The sequence below is a fragment of the Kribbella sp. NPDC005582 genome (assembly GCF_040605415.1).
In the GTDB taxonomy this organism is placed as follows: Bacteria; Actinomycetota; Actinomycetes; order Propionibacteriales; family Kribbellaceae; genus Kribbella.
This window is the reverse complement of the sequence record NZ_JBEXCU010000003.1, coordinates 628673-645306: the sequence shown is the minus strand read 5'-3', so window position 1 is coordinate 645306 and position 16634 is coordinate 628673. Positions and strand designations below refer to the sequence as shown.

The window sequence follows — 16634 nt, the reverse complement described above, 5'->3', positions numbered from 1 at the left end:
GGCGGAAGTCCTGCTCGCGGCCGCCGGCGTACTGGTTAGGGTTCAGGTATGGCCAACAGCGTCTATGTCGCATCGGTGGAGGGGTCGACCGGCAAATCGACCGTGGCTCTCGGGGTTCTGCAGCAGTTGTCGCGCCGTGTGGAGCGGGTCGCCGTCTTCCGGCCGATCGTTCGCCCCGACCCGACCGGCCGCGGCGGCCGCGACTACGTCCTGGACCTGCTGACCGCTCACGACGCCGTCGAACTGAGCTACGAGGAGTGCGTCGGCGTTACGTACGCCGAGGTGCACGCGGATCCCGACGCCGCGCTCGCAGCGATCGTGCAGCGCTATCACGAGGTCGCCGAGCAGGCCGACGCCGTGCTCGTGCTCGGCAGCGACTACACCGATGTCGGGACACCGACCGAGTTCTCGTTCAACGCCAAGATCGCCGCGAACCTCGGTACGCCGGTCCTGCTGGTACTGAACGGGTTCCGGCGCAGCGCACCGGACCTCCGGGCGATCGCCGACATGGCGGCCGGTGAGCTGCGCGTCCACCACGGCACGCTGGCGGCCGTGGTCGTCAACCGCGTGACGCCGGGCCGCCTTTCCGATGCGGTGGACGCGCTGGCCGGCATCGGCGTACCGGCGTTCGCGCTGCCGGAGGATCCGCTGCTGTCGCAACCGACCGTGGCCGACCTGTTGCCGGCTGTCGACGGCCGGCTGCTCAGCGGCGATCCCGCCCTGCTCACCCGCGAGACGACCGGTCTGGTGGTCGCGGGGATGACGATGCCGAACGTGCTCGACCGGCTGTTCGACGGTGCTGCAGTCGTGACCGCCGGCGATCGGCCCGAGGTCGTCCTCGGCGTACTGATGGCGCATGCCTCCCGGAACTTCCCGCAAATCTCCGCAGTCGTCCTGAACGGCGGCTTCACCCTGCCCGATCAGGTTCAGCGGCTCATCGACGGGCTCGGTGTCACGCTGCCGATCGTCGACACGACCCTCGACACGCAGGCCGCCTCGGCCGCCCTGACCGCTGTCCGCGGCCGGCTGGCCAAGGACTCGCCGCGCAAGATCGACGCCGCGCTGGCCCTGTTCGAGAAGAACGTGGACAGCGATGCTCTGCTCGACCAGCTCGAGGTCGCACGGAGCAGCGCGGTCACGCCGCTGATGTTCGAGCACCAGCTGATCGACGATGCCGTTGCCCACCGCAAGAACATCGTCCTGCCCGAAGGCGACGAGGAACGGATCCTGCGTGCCGCCGACATCCTGCTCCGCCGCGGCGTCGCCGATCTGACGCTGCTCGGCGATCCGGTGGCGATCAGTGCGAAGGCCGCCGCGCTCGGCGTCGACGTGACCGCCGCGCGGGTGATCGACCCCGAGCACGACGAGCTCGCCGAGCAGTTCGCCGCGGAGCTGCATCGACTGCGGCAGCATCGGGGCGTCGACCTCGATCGGGCTCGCGAGCTCGTCCGCGACGTCTCCTACTTCGGGACCATGATGGTCCAGCTCGGCCTCGCCGACGGCATGGTCTCCGGCGCGGTCCACACCACCGCGCACACCATCCGGCCGGCGCTCGAGATCGTCAAGACCGTGCCCGGCGTCTCGGTCGTCTCGTCGGTGTTCTTCATGTGCCTGCAGAACCAGGTCCTCGTGTACGGCGATTGTGCGGTCAACCCGGATCCGACCGCCGAGCAGCTCGCGGACATCGCGCTCTCGTCGGCGAAGACAGCAGTTGCCTTCGGCATCGAGCCGCGAGTGGCGATGCTGTCCTACTCGACCGGCGCCTCCGGGGCCGGCGACGAGGTCGAGAAGGTGCTCAAGGCAACCGGTATCGTCCGGGAGCGGGCGCCGGAGCTGCTGGTCGAAGGCCCGATCCAGTACGACGCCGCGATCGACGCCGCCGTCGCCCGGACCAAGCTGCCGGACTCACCGGTCGCCGGCCGCGCGACCGTGTTCATCTTCCCCGACCTGAACACCGGCAACAACACGTACAAGGCCGTCCAGCGATCCGCGAACGCCGTCGCGGTCGGCCCGGTCCTCCAGGGACTGCGCCGCCCGGTCAACGACCTCTCCCGCGGCGCGACCGTCCGCGACATCGTCAACACGGTCGCGATCACCGCCGTCCAGGCCGAGCAGGAGGCACGCAATGACTGACCACGTGCTGGTGATCAACGCCGGCTCTTCGTCGTTGAAGTACAGCCTGATCGACGCCAAGTCCGGTACGGCGGCCGCCTCCGGCCTCGTCGAGCGGATCGGCGAGGACGAGAGCCGGCACGTCCACCACGGTCCGGACGGAGACGCCGAGACCACCCGCCCGATCGCCGACCACGAGGACGCCCTGCGCGGTGCGCTCGACGCCTTCGAATCCCACGGACCCTCGCTCGACGGACTCGAGCTCGCGGCAGTCGGACACCGGGTTGTCCACGGCGGCTCGTTGTTCGGCGCACCGGCGCTGATCGACGACAAGCTGATCGCAGCGGTGACCGACCTGGTACCGCTGGCTCCGCTGCACAACCCCGCGAACCTTGAGGGCATCGAGGTCGCTCGCCGACTGTTCCCGGACCTGCCGCAAGTTGCCGTGTTCGACACTGCCTTCCACCAGACACTCCCCGAGCATGCGTATACCTACGCCGTACCGCTTGCTTGGCGTGACGAGCACGGGGTTCGGCGGTACGGGTTCCACGGCACGTCGCACGCGTTCGTCTCCGCAGAGGCGGCGCGGCTGCTCGGCCGGGAGCCGGCCGAGGTGAACGTGATCGTTCTGCACCTCGGCAACGGGTGCTCGGTGTCAGCCGTCCGGGGTGGGCAGTCGGTCGAGACGTCGATGGGGCTGACGCCGCTCGAAGGTCTCGTGATGGGTACGCGCTCCGGCGACCTCGATCCCGCCGTACCGGCTTATCTGGAGCGCGAGCTCGGGCTGACCGCGACCGAGGTCGACAAGCAGCTCAATTCCGCCTCCGGCCTGAAGGGCCTGGCGGGTGCGAACGACTTCCGCGAGGTCACCCGGCGCCGCGACGCCGGTGATCCGGGTGCCGTGCTGGCATTCGATGTCTACTGTCACCGCATCCGCAAGTACGTCGGCGCCTACTACGCCGTACTCGGAACGGTCGACGCGATCGTCTTCACAGCGGGGGTCGGCGAGCATTCCGCAGTGGTTCGGGCGGCTGCGCTCAGTGGGCTCGAGCAGCTCGGGATCACCGTCGATGACGACCTCAACAGCTCCTCGTCGACAGACGCTCGGCGGATCTCGCCCGACGGCAGCCGGGTCGCCGTACTCGTCGTACCGACGAATGAGGAGTGGCAGATCGCTCGCGAGGCGCTCGCCGTCGTCAGGACCTGATCGGTCCCTGCTTCTTCGCGTGCTCGATCGCGAAGACGGCAGCCTCGGTACGGCGTTCGAGGTTGAGCTTGCGCAGCAGCGAGGAGACGTAGTTCTTGACCGTCTTCTCGGCCAGGAACAGCGACTGGGCGATCTGCCGGTTGGTCTTGCCCTCGGCGATCTCCGCGAGGATCTTGCGTTCCTGATCGGTCAGCGTCGAGTACCGCGGGTCCTCCTCGGCGACCGGGTGCCGCAGCCTCTCCAGCACCTTGGCCGTCATCGCGGGATCGAGCAGCGACTCACCGGCCGCGAGCCTCCGGACGGCACCGACCAGGTCGCCGCCGTTCACCTGCTTCAGCAAATAGCCCGAGGCGCCGGCCATGATCGCGGTGAACAACGCCTCGTCGTCGGAGAACGACGTCAGCATCAAGCACGCCGGCGGCTCGTCCATGATGGACCGGACCTCGCGGCAGACCGAGATCCCGTCCCCGTCCGGAAGACGAACATCCAGTACGGCGACATCCGGCCGGACAGCGGGAATCCGCGCGATCCCCTCCGCGGCGGTCGCGCCGTCACCGACGACCACGATGTCGGGCTCGGACTCGAGCAGCTGGCGCAGCCCCAGCCGAACCACCTCGTGGTCGTCGAGCAGGAACACCTTGATCGTCATGCACGCATCATCGCGCCCCTGGTGCGAGTGCGCCAGGGGCCTAGGTCCCTGGTCATCCGGGACCTTCGGATGCCCGCGATCACCGGCGGAGCAACTTGAGTCCGCTCCACCAGCGGCCGAGACCCCCGACGTTGCCCGCAGCAACGAGCGCCAGGACAACCACGGTGATCGCGCCGCCTGGTTGCAGGGGACCGACTCGTCGGAGGTGTCCCTAGGTGACAGCGACCCCTGACCTGGTCCCTGCCCCAACCCCTCTTCCGACGAGCCGGTGCCTCCCCTGCCCCACCATGTTGCCCCCGGATCCACCCCGACCAGCAGGGCCGAAAGTCCCGAAATCTGCACCACCTCGTTGTCAGCAAGGGCTTCAGGCATCAGTCGATGATGTGGAGATTCCCCCTCGGTAAGCCCTTGCCGAGCCTTGCGGCGCGGTCTACGCTCCTTTCAATCGTTAAGAAAGTTTCCTAATAGTTGTCCTCCCATCGCCCCTTCAGGAGGTCTCCGCATGTCATCCACCAACTACCGAAGGCGACGTCGATTCGGTGCGGCCGCAGTGGTCTGCGGCCTGCTGAGTACCGCGGTCGTCACCCTGCAGATCCAGGCATCGCCGGCTGCCGTAGCGGCCGGCATCCCTGATCTGAGCAGTGCTAATCGGCGGGCACCCATCGCGGGCCTGCCGGACTGGAGCAAGGCGGGCTATCGAGGTGGCGCGCCGCTGCCCGGCCCGGCAGACATCAACCCGGACGCCACCTGTCAGGTCACCGCGTCTGAGCTTGCGACCCAGTACGGCGTACGCGCGGACGGCAGCGACGCGACCGCCGGACTGCAAGCGGCGATCGACGCGGTCCGCACCCAGTGCACACCGTCAGCCGGGTACAACAAGCTCTCGCAGATCGCCTTGCCGGAGGGACGAATCACCGTCACTCGGCAGCTCGGGCTCGACGCCAGCTACCTGCTGCTCAAGGGTGCAGGTGAAGGCCGGACCGTGCTGGTGTTTCGCCCGGACGTCAACACGCGCTACGACAAGCTCACCACCGATGGTGGTGATTGGGATGAGGACGGGATGACGTACGGCTCGTCCGGCAAGGGCGGATGGATGTGGCCCGGGCGTGGGTTGCTGCGGGTCCAGACGCGTGAGGTCGCCCCTCGGTACGCCGCCGACTACGCCGCGGCACCGCTGAATCGCAAGGACATCTTCGAGGGCAGCATCAACCAGCACTGGGCCAGCGGCATCCCGCTGCGCGAGGGATCGGCGATCGGTACGACGCAGATCAAGCTGGCGACCAACGCGAACATGACGCTCTTCCAGCCCGGCAGTTATCTGTGGGTCGGGGCGGCGAACACCGCGAAGTTCTACCAGCAGCAGACCGTCACCGACACGTCGAAGTACCAGAACCTGCACATGCGGCAGCAGATCTTCCAGATCACCGCGGTCGATGCCGCCGGGCGCAACCTGACGATCGACAAGCCGCTCGAGTACGACCTGCCGCTGAACTCGACGTCGGACGGTTCAGCAGCGATCGGCGGCACCGTCTACCCGAGCCGGGTGACGCCGCTGAAGCCGATCGTCGGGGTCGGGATCGAGGACCTCAGCATCACCCAGGACATGACCAACATGCCGAAGCTGGCCGGCGGAACCTACAATCTCGACAAGGCCGACGCCGTGCACAACTACGGCAACATGGCGCCGGAGTACCAGATGCACGGCATCGTTCTGAAGTGGGCGGTGAACAGCTGGGTCCGTCGGGTCGGTACAGAGATGACCGGCTCGCACCCGATCGTCACCGAGAGCGCGAAGAACATCCAGGTCCAGGAGTCGCACCTGGACGGCTCGTGGAACAAGGGCAAGGGCGGCAACGGCTACCTGCGCGGATCCCGGGTCTGGGACTCGCTCTACGCCTACAACACCACGCGGAACCTGCGGCACTTCACCTTCCAGTGGTCCGCGTCGGACAACGTGGCCATCGGCAACGACTTCGACTCCGACCTGAATGTGCACGGCGGGTGGGAGCGCCGCAACCTGTTCGAGAACAACAAGGTCAAGGTCCCGTTCGAGCACTCGTCGAAGAACTGCCGGAGCAACTGCGGTGACGAGGGCGGCGACGTACCGGACGACTCGACCTGGTGGCCGATCTGGTGGGCCGCCGGCCCGAAGGCGGTCAAGTGGTCGGGCTCGAGCGGTCCGCAGAACGTTGTCTACAACAACGATCTCAGCAAGCAAACGACCGCGGGTGGCGCCTACCAGAGCTTCTACCCAGACCGGCAGCGGCTGTACCAGTTCGGCAGCAGCTCGGCCGACGCGACCAAGTTCCAGCACCTGGCCGTCAACGGAGTGCCGATTCCCGACTGGGCGAGCCGGGAGACGGCCGACTACACCCTGCCGAACGGCGGCGTCAACGCATCTCGCACCGACGCTTCCGGCTCACTGTTCCTGCGAACCCCGGACAGCGGGAGCAACGACACCACCGCACCCAGCACGCCGTCCAGCCTGCGCGTCACCGCGACGACGTCGAGCAGCGCGACGCTGGCCTGGAACGCATCGACGGACAACGTCGGCGTGACCCGGTACGACGTACTCCGCAACGGCGCCGTGGCCGGAACCAGCACGGGCACCACGTACACCGACACCGGCCTGACCGCTGCCACGACGTACACGTACACAGTCCGCGCAGTTGATGCCGCAGGCAACCAGTCGGCGGCGAGCAACACCGCGAGCGCCACCACGCAGCCCGGCGGCGGTGGATCAGAGACGCTCCTGTCCCGCGGGAAGACCGCGACCGCGTCGTCGACCGAGGGCGCTGGTTTCGAGGCCGGCAAAGCAGTCGACGGCAACGCGACGACTCGCTGGGCCTCGAAGGAGGGCGTCGATCCCCAGTGGATCCGGGTCGACCTCGGCGCTGCGGCGAACCTGACTCGAGTGAAGCTGAACTGGGAGGCCGCCTACGGCAAGGCCTATCAGGTCCAGCTCTCCACAGATGGCTCCACCTGGTCGACCGCCTACTCCACGACCACCGCGGACGGCGGCGTCGACGAGATCCCGGTCACCGGAACAGCGCGGTACGTGCGGATCAACGGGACCGCGCGCGGGACGGCGTACGGGTACTCACTGTTCGAGTTCGAGGTGTACGGGACGAGCGGTGGCGGCAGTGGAGGCGGCGGCGGGACCGCGGTTGACGTCTCGACGGCTGCCCAGCTGCAGGCTGCGCTGACGAACGCGCAACCCGGTCAGACCATCCGGCTCGCGGCCGGGCAGTACCACGGTTCGTTCGTCACCCAGCGCGCCGGTTCCGCGTCGGCGCCGATCACGCTGACGGGCCCGGCGTCCGCCGTACTGATCAATGACGGGCCGACCGGAGACGCACCGTCGTGCCCGGCGCCGACGGCCGGCTGGGACTCCGGCTACGGGCTCTGGCTGTTCGGGGCGCCGTACTGGAAGTTGACCGGCTTCACCGTGCAGGACTCGAAGAAAGGCATCGTACTGGACAACTCGCACCACGTGACCATCGACGGTGTCTCGGTCCACCAAACCGACGAAGAGGGTGTGCACTTCCGCCGGTCGTCGGCCGACGGCGTGATCAAGAACTCCAAGGTCACCGATGCCGGACTCGTCCAGAAGGGGTACGGCGAGGGCGTCTACATCGGCTCGGCGGGCTCGAACTGGGGCTGTCACGGCAACTCCGGCGGCGTCGACAAGTCCGACCGCGTCCAGGTACTCGACAACCAACTGGGCCCGAACATCGCCGCCGAGCCCATCGACGTGAAGGAAGGCACGACCGGCGGCATCATCCGCGGCAACACCTTCAACGGCACCGGAATCTCCGGCGAGAACTCGGCCGACTCCTGGGTCGACGTCAAAGGCATCGGCTACCTGATCGAGAACAACACCGGCACCTTCTCCTCCCCCGGCGTTTTCGCAAACGGCTACGAGACTCACAACCCGTCCACCACTCCGTCGTTCCCGAACGGCTGCGGCAACATCTGGCGCAACAACGCCTCCAACCTCGGCGGCGCCGGTCAGTACGCCATCAACATCAGCTCAGCGTCCAAGTGCTCCGCCGACCCCAACGTCGTCTACTCCTCCAACACCGTCCAGAACGCCCAAACCGGCCTGACCAACATCCCCGTCACTCCCTGAGGGCGCCGGTGATGCCGCCCTTCAGCGCCGCTTAGGATGTGCGGGATGGCTGCCAACGACGTGTTTCTCGCGGACTGCCCGGCCCGCACGACGCTCGACCTGGTCGCGGACACCTGGTCGGTTGTCGTGGTCTTCGGGCTGGGGCGCGGGCCGATGCGCTACAGCGACCTGCGCGAGCGGATCGGCGGCATCAGCGACAAGATGCTCACGCAGACGCTGCGGAAGCTCGAGCGCAGCAACCTGGTGGAGCGACGCGAGCTGGCAACCGCGCCACCGGGGACCGAGTACCGGCTGACCGGCCTCGGCCAGAGCCTGCTCGAACCGGTCTCCGTGCTGGCCCGCTGGGCCGAGGACCACGCCGACGAGCTCGCCTGATTCCACCGCAGGGCACCAGTTGGTTCCTCACGGCCTCCTAGCGTTTCCGGCATGAGAATTGGAATCTTCGGGGCCGGCGCGATGGCCGACGCACTCGGTACGCGCTGGGCCGCCGCAGGGCACGACATCATGATCACCGGCCGGACGCCCGGCAAAGCGAAGGCGCTCGCCGACAAGTGGGACGCAGGCGCCGGCACCTTCCAGGAAGTCGCGGACTTCTGCGACGTCGCACTGATCGCAGTCCTGTACCAAGGCCTGGAATCCACGCTGGCCGAGATCGGCGACGCACTCCGCGGCAAGCCCATCCTCGACTGCAACAACGCGGTCGAGATCGACCACTTCACCTTGGTCACTCCGCCGGGCAGGTCGACCGCACAACAGATCCAGGAGGTGACCGGCGGCAAGGTCGTCAAGGCGTTCAACCAATGCCACGCCAAGGTCTGGGAGCTGCAGCCGCCGGTCTTCGACGGCCGCGCACTCGTCGTACCGTACTGCGGCGATCACTCCGACGCGCTGGAAGCAGCAAGTCGACTGATCACCGACCTCGGCGCCGAACCACTACTGGTCGGCGACCTCCGCCACGCCCTCCACCTGGAAGCGATGGCCGCAATCGTGATCTCGCTCCTGTTCGGCGGCCGAGACCAGCACACGGTCTTCAACCTGGTCGCGTCCTAGCCGCCGGCGCGGCGGGCTCGGTGGGTGGCTACGCGGGTGCGGGTGGAGCAGGTGGGGGTGCAGAAGCGGCGGGGGCGGTTGGCGGCGGGGTTGACGAAGACTCGCTCGCAGTCGGGGGCGGCGCAGGTGTCGAGTGCAGTGAAGCCGTGGGTGGCGGCGAAACCGGAGAGGGCGAGGGCGGCGTTGGCGGCGAGCCATTCGGCCCAGGTCGCGTCGGGTTTGGCGACGTGGAGGTGCCACGGTGCGCCGTCGTGGTCGGAGAGATACGGCTGTACGGCGTAGTCGGCGAGCAGGCCGTTCAGAATCTGCACCGCGTCCCGTGCTTCGGCGTGGAAGACCGGGCGGATCCGCTCGCGGACGGCCTGTACGGCGGCGAGGTCGTCGTCGGTCACGTCTGCCGTCGGCTCGCCGTGGTCGATCAGGAACTCGGCCAAGGCCGCGGGCGAGACCAGCTTCTCGGGCTCCAGCGTCCGGGTGTTCACCAGGTCCACGGCCATCCGGAGGAAGCGATCCGGTGCGGTCAGGCTCTCCACTCGACCCAGCGTAACGCATTTGTTAACGTAACGCGTAACGGCAGCTATCGCGTTACGAGGAGGATCGATGCTCGGCCTGCGGTCGTACTACGGAGCGGCGACACTCGCCCGGCTCAGTGACGAGATGGTCGCGTTCACGATCGTCCTGCTCGTTCTGGAACGCACGGACAGTCCGGGCCTCGCCGGGCTGACCGGAGCGGCGTACGCATTGCCTGCGATCGCTACCGGGCCGCTGCTCGGCGCCTGGCTGGACCGCACCGCCTACCGTCGGGCAGCACTCTGCGCGAACCAGGCGATCCTCGCAGTGGTGATGCTGGTGCTGGTGGTCGTCGTCGGACACACGCCGCACTGGATCACGCCGGTCCTGGCCGCAGTAGCCGGTACGACGTTGCCGATGGTGAGCGGCGGTTTCACCAGCATGCTCCCCAGCCTGGTACCGCAGCCAAAGCTCGCCCGGGCGAACTCACTGGAGGCCGCTAGCTTCGGCGCCGCGAGCATGATCGGACCGGCGGCCGCGGCGACGATCTCGGCCACCGTCTCGGTCGACGCTGCTGCGGCGGTGATCGCGGTGACGGCCGTCCTCAGCATCGTCGCGATCACCCGGCTCCCCGCCCTACCACCGGCGAGCACCACCCCAGAACCCTTCCTGGCAACAGTTTCCGGCGGAATCGCCCACCTTCTCGGGACGCCGCGACTTCGCGCATCCACGGTCACCAGCACAGCGCTGATGGGCGCGACCGGCTTCCTCCTGATCACCCTGCCGCTCCACATGCCGTTGCTGGGAGCACCTAAAGCCGCAGCCGGTTATCTCTGGACCGCACTCGAGGTGGGCAGCGTCGCGGCCGCGATCCTGGTCGCGCGCTGGCAGAACCGGTGGCGGCCCGAACTGGTGGTGATCGTCGCCGTCGCTGCCTACGGGCTGGCGATCGCCAGCTGGCCGCTGGCCGGAAGTCTGGCCGCGCTGCTCGTCCTGGCCGTCGTCTCGGGGCTCTTCGAAGGACCGATGATTCCGGCGATGTTCGCCGCTCGCCAGCAGTACAGCCCGCTCGCGCTGCAAGGACGAGTGAGTACGACGGCTGCGAGCCTCCGGGTTGGCGCATCCGCGCTCGGCCAAGCCGCCGGTGGGCTCCTCGTGCCCTTGGTCGGTACGCCGACCGCCCTGCTACTGGTAGCGGCAGGACTGCTCGTCGCCTCTGGTCTCGGCCTCCTGACCGGCTAGCTGACCAGGCCGTGCCGGTAGGCGTGGACGACGGCCTGCACGCGGTCGCGGAGGTCGAGTTTGGTGAGGATGCGGGAGACGTAGGTCTTGACGGTCTCGGGACTGATCACGAGCGCGGCGGCGATCTCGCTGTTCGACAGGCCTTCGGCGATGAGGCGGAGGACTTCCAGCTCGCGCGCGGTCAGCGGGGAGTCTTCGGGGGTCTGCTGGGCGGGACGGATCCGGGCGGCGTAGCGCCCGACGAGCTGGCGGGTGACTTCGGGAGCGAGCAGTGCGGCGCCGGTCGCGACGGTGCGGATGCCGTTGAGGAGCTGGGCCGGCGGGGCGTCCTTCAAGAGGAAGCCGCTGGCCCCGGCGCGGAGCGCCTCGTACACGTACTCGTCGAGGTTGAACGTCGTCACCACGAGGACCTTCACGGGATGCTCGACGCCGTCGCCGGCCAGCAGCCGCGTCGCTTCGATGCCGTCGAGGACCGGCATCCGCACGTCCATCACGACGACGTCGGGACGCAGTTGCGCGGCGAGCTCGACCGCGGCGCGACCGTCACCGCACTCGCCGACGATCTCGAGGTCGGGCTGGGCATCGATGATCGTCGCGAACCCGGTCCGGATCAGCGCCTGGTCGTCGCAGACCAGCACGCGGATCGGCGCCGTCACGCCGCTCCCCCGGCCGGAATCCGAGCCTGTACGACGAAATCGCCGTCCCGATCCCCTGCGGTGAAGTCACCGCCGAGCACCTCGACGCGCTCTCGCAGACCGGCCAGCCCGCGACCGCTTCCACCCAACGACGCCGGCTGCGCGGTCGTGCGCTCGGTCCGGATCTCCACTGCGATCTCCCGTTCACCATGCCGCACCTGGACCGCCGTACGGGCGCCGTGCGCGTGCTTGAGTGCGTTGGTCAGAGCCTCCTGCACCACCCGGTACGTCGTCACTTCCGCACTACCGGCGGTCGCCACCTGCTCGCCCTCTTCGCTGAACTCGACCGGCTGACCGGCTTGCCGGGCCTGCTCGACCAGCGCACTCAACTCACCGATCGACGGCGACCGCGGTTCGCTCCCGTGGTCCGGGTTGAGCACGTCGAGCAGATGCCGGAGGTCGGAGATCGCTCGGCGGCCGGTATCGCTGATCGCGGTCAAGGTGTCGTCGAGGCGCTCCGGCGCGGCGGTCAGATAACGCGCTGCCTCGGCCTGAACCACCATCGCGGTGACGTGATGGGTGACGATGTCGTGCAGGTCGCGGGCGATCAGGCTGCGTTCGGTACTGCGGGTGATCTCCGCGACGTGCCGGCGCCGCTCGGCCTCGGCGGCCCGGTTCAGCCGGAGCCACGAACCGATGCCCCAGGCAACCACCAGTGCGAGGTAGAAGAGCACGTTCCCGGCAGTGCCCTCGGTCGAACCTTGCCGATCCAGCGCCGCCGCGAAGAGTACGAACGCGCCAGTTCCGGCGACCATCGTCGTACGCCGGTGATGGTCGAGGTGGAGCGCGGTACTGATGATTGCGATCGGCAACGCTGTCCCGGACGCCGTGTGATAGCCCAGCAGTTGGTCGACCGCGAAGCCGATCGCCACCAGCGCGAAAGAGGCGAGCGGCCAGCGGCGGCGGCCGATCAACGGGATGCACTCGAGCGCGATCACCGCGAGAGCCAACGCGTCCTGTGGTCGCGTGGGCAGATTGCCGATCTGCGTGCCATGACCGTCCATGGCCGGGATGAGCGAGACGAGCGCGAGAGCCAGAGGCAGCGGCAGATCCCGAACCATCACGCTGGAACGACGCCACAGCTCGGGGATCCGCATCACGGGACGAGGGTAGCGGCCGCCGTACGGCGACGGCGGGGCGCCACGATCGTGCCGCGCCGCCGGGCCAGCCAGAGGAAGGCCATGGTCGCGATCAGGCCTGCGGTCACGGAGTACACGCTGCCCTCGGGTCCGAACGCGCCGCCGGTCACCATCGACGGCCCGGACAGTACGCCGTCCAGCAGGCCCTGCGGGGTGTTGGTCCCGGAGACATCCGTACCGAAGATGCCGCCCTCGGCGAAGTTCCAGGCGAAGTGAATGCCGATCGGCAGCCAGAGACTGCGCGTGGCGACATATGCGGCGCCCAGCATTCCGCCGGCCTCGACCGCGATCGCCAGCGCACCCCACAGTGTCGCGTTCGGATTGAGCAGGTGGGACAGTCCGAACAGCAACGCCGTCAGCCCCAATGCCGCCCAGGTGCCGAGCCGGCCCTCGATGATCCGGAACAGCACTCCGCGGTACATCAACTCCTCGGTCACCGCCGCCGCCGCAGTGAATCCGAAGAGCGCGAGGGCGCCGCTCACCGAACCCCAACCGGCCACGTGGTAGTCCCCCAGCAGAGCGATGTTTCCGATGACGGCCGCGAACATCCCGAGACCGATCAGCAACCCGCGCCCGACCGCAGCGGCGGCACCCGGCCGCCCAACCTCGGTCACCTCACGGCGCTCGGTCCGCCCGACTACCCAGCGGTATCCGAACAGCGCGGCGACGGCTGTCCCGAAACCGATGACCAGTGCGAGCGGGGTGTTCCAGTCCGCGGCGGCCATCAGCTGGCCGCCGATCAACGAGATCAACAGGACGACGGCGAGTTGCTTGATCAGTCTCATGTCCCCAACGCTAGGGATTCGCCGCCCGCGAAACGTCACCGTGGAGCGGGCACTTCGCGGTAGCTCTCGCGGGGGACAAACCACTGGAAGAGCCGCCGAAGGCTAGGCTGCGGATATGCCCACGCGCGCGCCAGGTGATGGCAAGCCCACCATCGGTACGGTCGCCGCTGAGGCTGGCGTGTCCCGGGCGACGGTGTCGCGGGCGTTCAGTCAGCCGCACCGGCTCAAGGCCGAAACGGTCGAGCGCGTGCTCGCGGTCGCTCAGCGCCTCGGATACTCGATGAACCCGATGGCCAAGGCGTTGTCGACCGGCCGGTCGGGCAATCTCGCGCTGGTGGTTCCCGATATCGCGAACCCGTTCTTCCCGCCGATGATCCGGGCGATCGAGCAACGCGCCGACCAGGCCGGGTACGCCGTTTTTCTCGCGAACACCAACGAGGATCCGGCCCGGGAGGACCTGCTGCTGACTCGGCTGGCCATGCAGGTGGACGGTTTCGTGATCGCGTCGAGCCGGATGACCGAGAACGCGATCAAGGCGCACGCCGAGCGGCATCCCGTCGTACTGGTCAATCGCGAGGTCGCCGACATCGCACGGGTGCTGATCGACACCACTGCCGGGGTCACGCAGGCCGTGGAGCACCTTGCCGGGCTCGGGCATCGCGAGATCGCGTATCTCGGCGGACCGCATCGCTCGTGGTCGAACAGTCAGCGCAAGCGGACGGTCAAGCGAGTCGGCGAGCGGGCCGGACTGACCGTGACGATGCTGCCCGGCCGGCTGTCGTCGTACGAGCTGGGGCGTCACGCGGTGGCGGATCTGCTGGCGACCAGCGCGACCGCGGTGATCGCGTTCGACGATCTGCTGGCCCACGGCATCCTCACCGGGCTGACCGAGCGCGGACTCGTCGTACCGCGTGATTTCAGTGTGATCGGTTGCGACGACGTCCTGGCGGCGCAGACCTATCCCCCGCTCACCACGGTCTCCTCGCGGTCGGCCGAGGCCGGCGCCGCAGCCATCGATCTGCTGGCTGGCCGGCTCGGCAACGACGGTACGAGCTCGAACGACCGGCTGCTGCTGGACACCTCGCTGGTGGTGCGCGCCACCACCGGGCCCGCGCCGCGCAAGCGCCGCTGACCCCTTACTTTCTCGCGAAAGAGAACTCGGCGGTCTTGACGTGCAACCGGTTGCACGCTTAGCTCCCGACAACGACTCCGTCCCTCCCCGCTAGGAGTGTCATGCAGATTCGACGCCATTGGGCCTGTGCAGCCCTTGCTCTCGCGACTCTCGCCACCGGGCTCATCGCCACCGTGGCACCCGCGCCCTCCGCCACCGCCGACGCCACCTACTACCCCTCACTGCCGAACGGGTTCCGCAGTGTCGGCTACCTGACGTCCGGCGCCGGCACCGTGAGCAGCATCCAGTTCAGCAAGCTCACCCACGTCAACTACGCGTTCGTCCACCCGAACGCCGACGGCACCTTGCAGGCCGTGCCGAACCCCTCGAAGCTCTCGTCACTGGTCAGCAGCGGCCACAGCAAGGGCGTCAAGGTTCTGCTCGCCGCCGGCGGCTGGAACAACGGCGATGACTCCGCCTTCGAGGCGCTCGCCGCCAGCAGTTCCCGGCGGACCACGTTCGTCAACGCCTTGGTCGGCCTCGTCAACCAGTACGGCCTGGACGGGATCGACATGGACTGGGAGTACCCCGACCCCGGAACGTCGGCCTCGAACTTCGCGACGCTGATGCAGCAGTTGAGCAGCGCGCTCCACTCGAAGGGCAAGCTGCTGACCGCGGCCGTGACGGCCCGGGCCACCACCGCCGAAGGTGTTCCGACCGCTGTCTTCGGCTACGTGGACTTCCTCAACATCATGGCCTACGACTCGGGTACGCCGCACGCCAACTACCAGTGGTCGATCGACGCGGCCAACATGTGGAAGGCGCGCGGCCTACCGGCCGGCAAGACCGTGCTGGGAGTGCCGTTCTACAGCCGCCCGGGCCAGAAGAGCTACGCCGAGCTGATCGCGATCGATCCGGCGTACGCGTGGGAGGACTGCGTGCAGGTTAGCGGCACCTGGGAGTGCTACAACGGCATTCCCACCATCCGGAAGAAGACCAAGTGGGCGATGGCCAACGCCGGCGGCGTCATGTACTGGCAGCTGGCACAGGACACCACCGACAGCACGTCCCTGGTGAACGCCATCTACCAGGTCGCCATCACGGGTTAGCTCGGAACCATTTCGTGCAATCGGTTGCACGGAGTCCGCAGGGTTTGCCTGCGGACTCCGCTCGACGGCGACCACGCTTGAGCTACGGACGCAGGGCGGTCGTTGCGAGGTCGAGGAAGTCCAGGGCGAGCTCGTTGCGCCGGTCGGTCGGCACGACCAGGTAGGTGCCGTCCGGTTCGTTGTCGGTGATCGGGAGGTAGACGAGGTCGGTGCGCGGGTAGATCTGGGCGACCGACTCGGGGACCAGCGCGATACCGTGGCCGGAGGCAACCAGTTCGAACTTCTCCTCGATCGACGCGGTCCGCCGCCCCTGAGCGTTCATCACCGGCTCGCCGTCGAGGTCGGCCCGCACCAGCGACTCCCGCTCGGCCAGCCGATGGCCCAGTGGCAGGCAGGCGACCCGCCGCTCGGTGCCGATCGGTACGACGCGCAGTCCGGTGCGATCGAAGCTGCCGCGAAGGTAGCCGATGTCGGCGCGTCCGTCGCGGAGCGGGCCGTCCTGCTCCCACCAGTTGAGGCGCCGCAAGTCGATCTCGACGTCCGGATACTTGGCGGTGAAGGCGACCACGACCTCAGAGACTCGCAGGCCGGAGGCGAACGCGACGACCAGTCGCTGAACGCCGCGATCCACTTCGTGGACGCGCCGGACAGCAGAGTCCACGAGAGCGAGCACCCCGGCCGCCTCTTGGCGTAGCTGCTCACCGGCCGGCGTGAGTTGCACGCTCCGAGTGGTGCGAACGAACAGCTCACAGCCCAGGTCGCGTTCCAGGGCACGGATCTGCCGGCTCAGCACGGGCTGCGCGATGTACAGCTCCTCGGCCGCTTTGCCGAAGTGCCGGTGCTCGGCGACGGCCGCGAAGTACCGGAGCTTGCGCAGATCCAGATCCATACCT

Annotated in this window: 14 protein-coding genes; 8 read left to right on the top strand and 6 right to left on the bottom strand. The window is 68.2% G+C overall.

Features of this window, described 5'->3' with window-relative positions; all coding sequences use genetic code 11:
- Window positions 1–48: 48 nt before the first annotated feature.
- Together pta and ABZS29_RS20725 are read left to right on the top strand one after the other, a co-directional pair.
- Complete coding sequence (pta, locus tag ABZS29_RS20730) at window positions 49–2133, top strand: phosphate acetyltransferase (protein WP_355463892.1); 2085 nt, start codon at window positions 49–51, stop codon at window positions 2131–2133.
- Window positions 2126–3319, top strand: a complete 1194-nt coding sequence (locus ABZS29_RS20725; RefSeq protein WP_355463891.1) for an acetate kinase — start codon at window positions 2126–2128, stop codon at window positions 3317–3319. The genes pta and ABZS29_RS20725 overlap by 8 nt, the downstream gene beginning before the upstream one ends.
- Here ABZS29_RS20725 and ABZS29_RS20720 read toward each other — a convergent pair.
- Window positions 3309–3968 (bottom strand): response regulator transcription factor, encoded by a 660-nt coding sequence (locus ABZS29_RS20720; protein ID WP_355463890.1) that lies wholly within the window; start codon window positions 3966–3968, stop codon window positions 3309–3311. The two genes, ABZS29_RS20725 and ABZS29_RS20720, sit on opposite strands and share 11 nt — an antisense overlap.
- Window positions 3969–4470: 502 nt before the next feature.
- Between ABZS29_RS20720 and ABZS29_RS20715 the strand changes: the two genes are divergently transcribed.
- Genes ABZS29_RS20715 through ABZS29_RS20705 form a run of 3 tightly spaced genes read left to right on the top strand, consistent with a single transcriptional unit; the run spans window position 4471 to window position 9150 of the window.
- Complete coding sequence (locus ABZS29_RS20715; protein WP_355463889.1) at window positions 4471–8100, top strand: discoidin domain-containing protein; 3630 nt, start codon at window positions 4471–4473, stop codon at window positions 8098–8100.
- Window positions 8101–8145: 45 nt separating this feature from the next.
- Window positions 8146–8475 (top strand): helix-turn-helix domain-containing protein, encoded by a 330-nt coding sequence (locus ABZS29_RS20710; RefSeq protein ID WP_355463888.1) that lies wholly within the window; start codon window positions 8146–8148, stop codon window positions 8473–8475.
- Between the two features lie 51 nt (window positions 8476–8526).
- A complete protein-coding gene (locus tag ABZS29_RS20705) occupies window positions 8527–9150 on the top strand; it encodes an NAD(P)-binding domain-containing protein (protein ID WP_355463887.1) in 624 nt (207 codons plus the stop codon).
- Here ABZS29_RS20705 and ABZS29_RS20700 read toward each other — a convergent pair.
- Entirely contained in the window at window positions 9147–9683 is a 537-nt protein-coding gene (locus ABZS29_RS20700; protein ID WP_355463886.1) for a CGNR zinc finger domain-containing protein, read from the bottom strand. The genes ABZS29_RS20705 and ABZS29_RS20700 overlap by 4 nt on opposite strands.
- Before the next feature lie 67 nt (window positions 9684–9750).
- Here ABZS29_RS20700 and ABZS29_RS20695 point away from each other — a divergent pair, with 67 nt between their 5' ends.
- Window positions 9751–10902, top strand: coding sequence for an MFS transporter (locus ABZS29_RS20695; RefSeq protein ID WP_355463885.1), 1152 nt, complete (start codon window positions 9751–9753; stop codon window positions 10900–10902).
- On the opposite strand, the gene ABZS29_RS20690 is transcribed toward ABZS29_RS20695, so the two are convergent.
- From ABZS29_RS20690 to ABZS29_RS20680, 3 genes are read right to left on the bottom strand one after another with little or no spacing between them, the layout of a single operon-like run.
- Window positions 10899–11558, bottom strand: coding sequence for a response regulator transcription factor (locus tag ABZS29_RS20690; protein WP_355463884.1), 660 nt, complete (start codon window positions 11556–11558; stop codon window positions 10899–10901). The genes ABZS29_RS20695 and ABZS29_RS20690 overlap by 4 nt on opposite strands.
- Window positions 11555–12694, bottom strand: a complete 1140-nt coding sequence (locus ABZS29_RS20685; RefSeq protein ID WP_355464411.1) for a histidine kinase — start codon at window positions 12692–12694, stop codon at window positions 11555–11557. Before ABZS29_RS20685 ends, ABZS29_RS20690 begins: the two co-directional genes overlap by 4 nt.
- Window positions 12694–13521, bottom strand: coding sequence for a CPBP family intramembrane glutamic endopeptidase (locus tag ABZS29_RS20680; RefSeq protein WP_355463883.1), 828 nt, complete (start codon window positions 13519–13521; stop codon window positions 12694–12696). The genes ABZS29_RS20685 and ABZS29_RS20680 overlap by 1 nt, the downstream gene beginning before the upstream one ends.
- A gap of 115 nt (window positions 13522–13636) precedes the next feature.
- Between ABZS29_RS20680 and ABZS29_RS20675 the strand changes: the two genes are divergently transcribed.
- Together ABZS29_RS20675 and ABZS29_RS20670 are read left to right on the top strand one after the other, a co-directional pair.
- Entirely contained in the window at window positions 13637–14653 is a 1017-nt protein-coding gene (locus ABZS29_RS20675) for a LacI family DNA-binding transcriptional regulator (protein ID WP_355463882.1), read from the top strand.
- A gap of 101 nt (window positions 14654–14754) precedes the next feature.
- Complete coding sequence (locus tag ABZS29_RS20670) at window positions 14755–15741, top strand: glycosyl hydrolase family 18 protein (RefSeq protein WP_355463881.1); 987 nt, start codon at window positions 14755–14757, stop codon at window positions 15739–15741.
- A gap of 82 nt (window positions 15742–15823) precedes the next feature.
- On the opposite strand, the gene ABZS29_RS20665 is transcribed toward ABZS29_RS20670, so the two are convergent.
- Window positions 15824–16630, bottom strand: a complete 807-nt coding sequence (locus ABZS29_RS20665; protein ID WP_355463880.1) for a LysR family transcriptional regulator — start codon at window positions 16628–16630, stop codon at window positions 15824–15826.
- Between the last annotated feature and the right edge of the window lie 4 nt (window positions 16631–16634).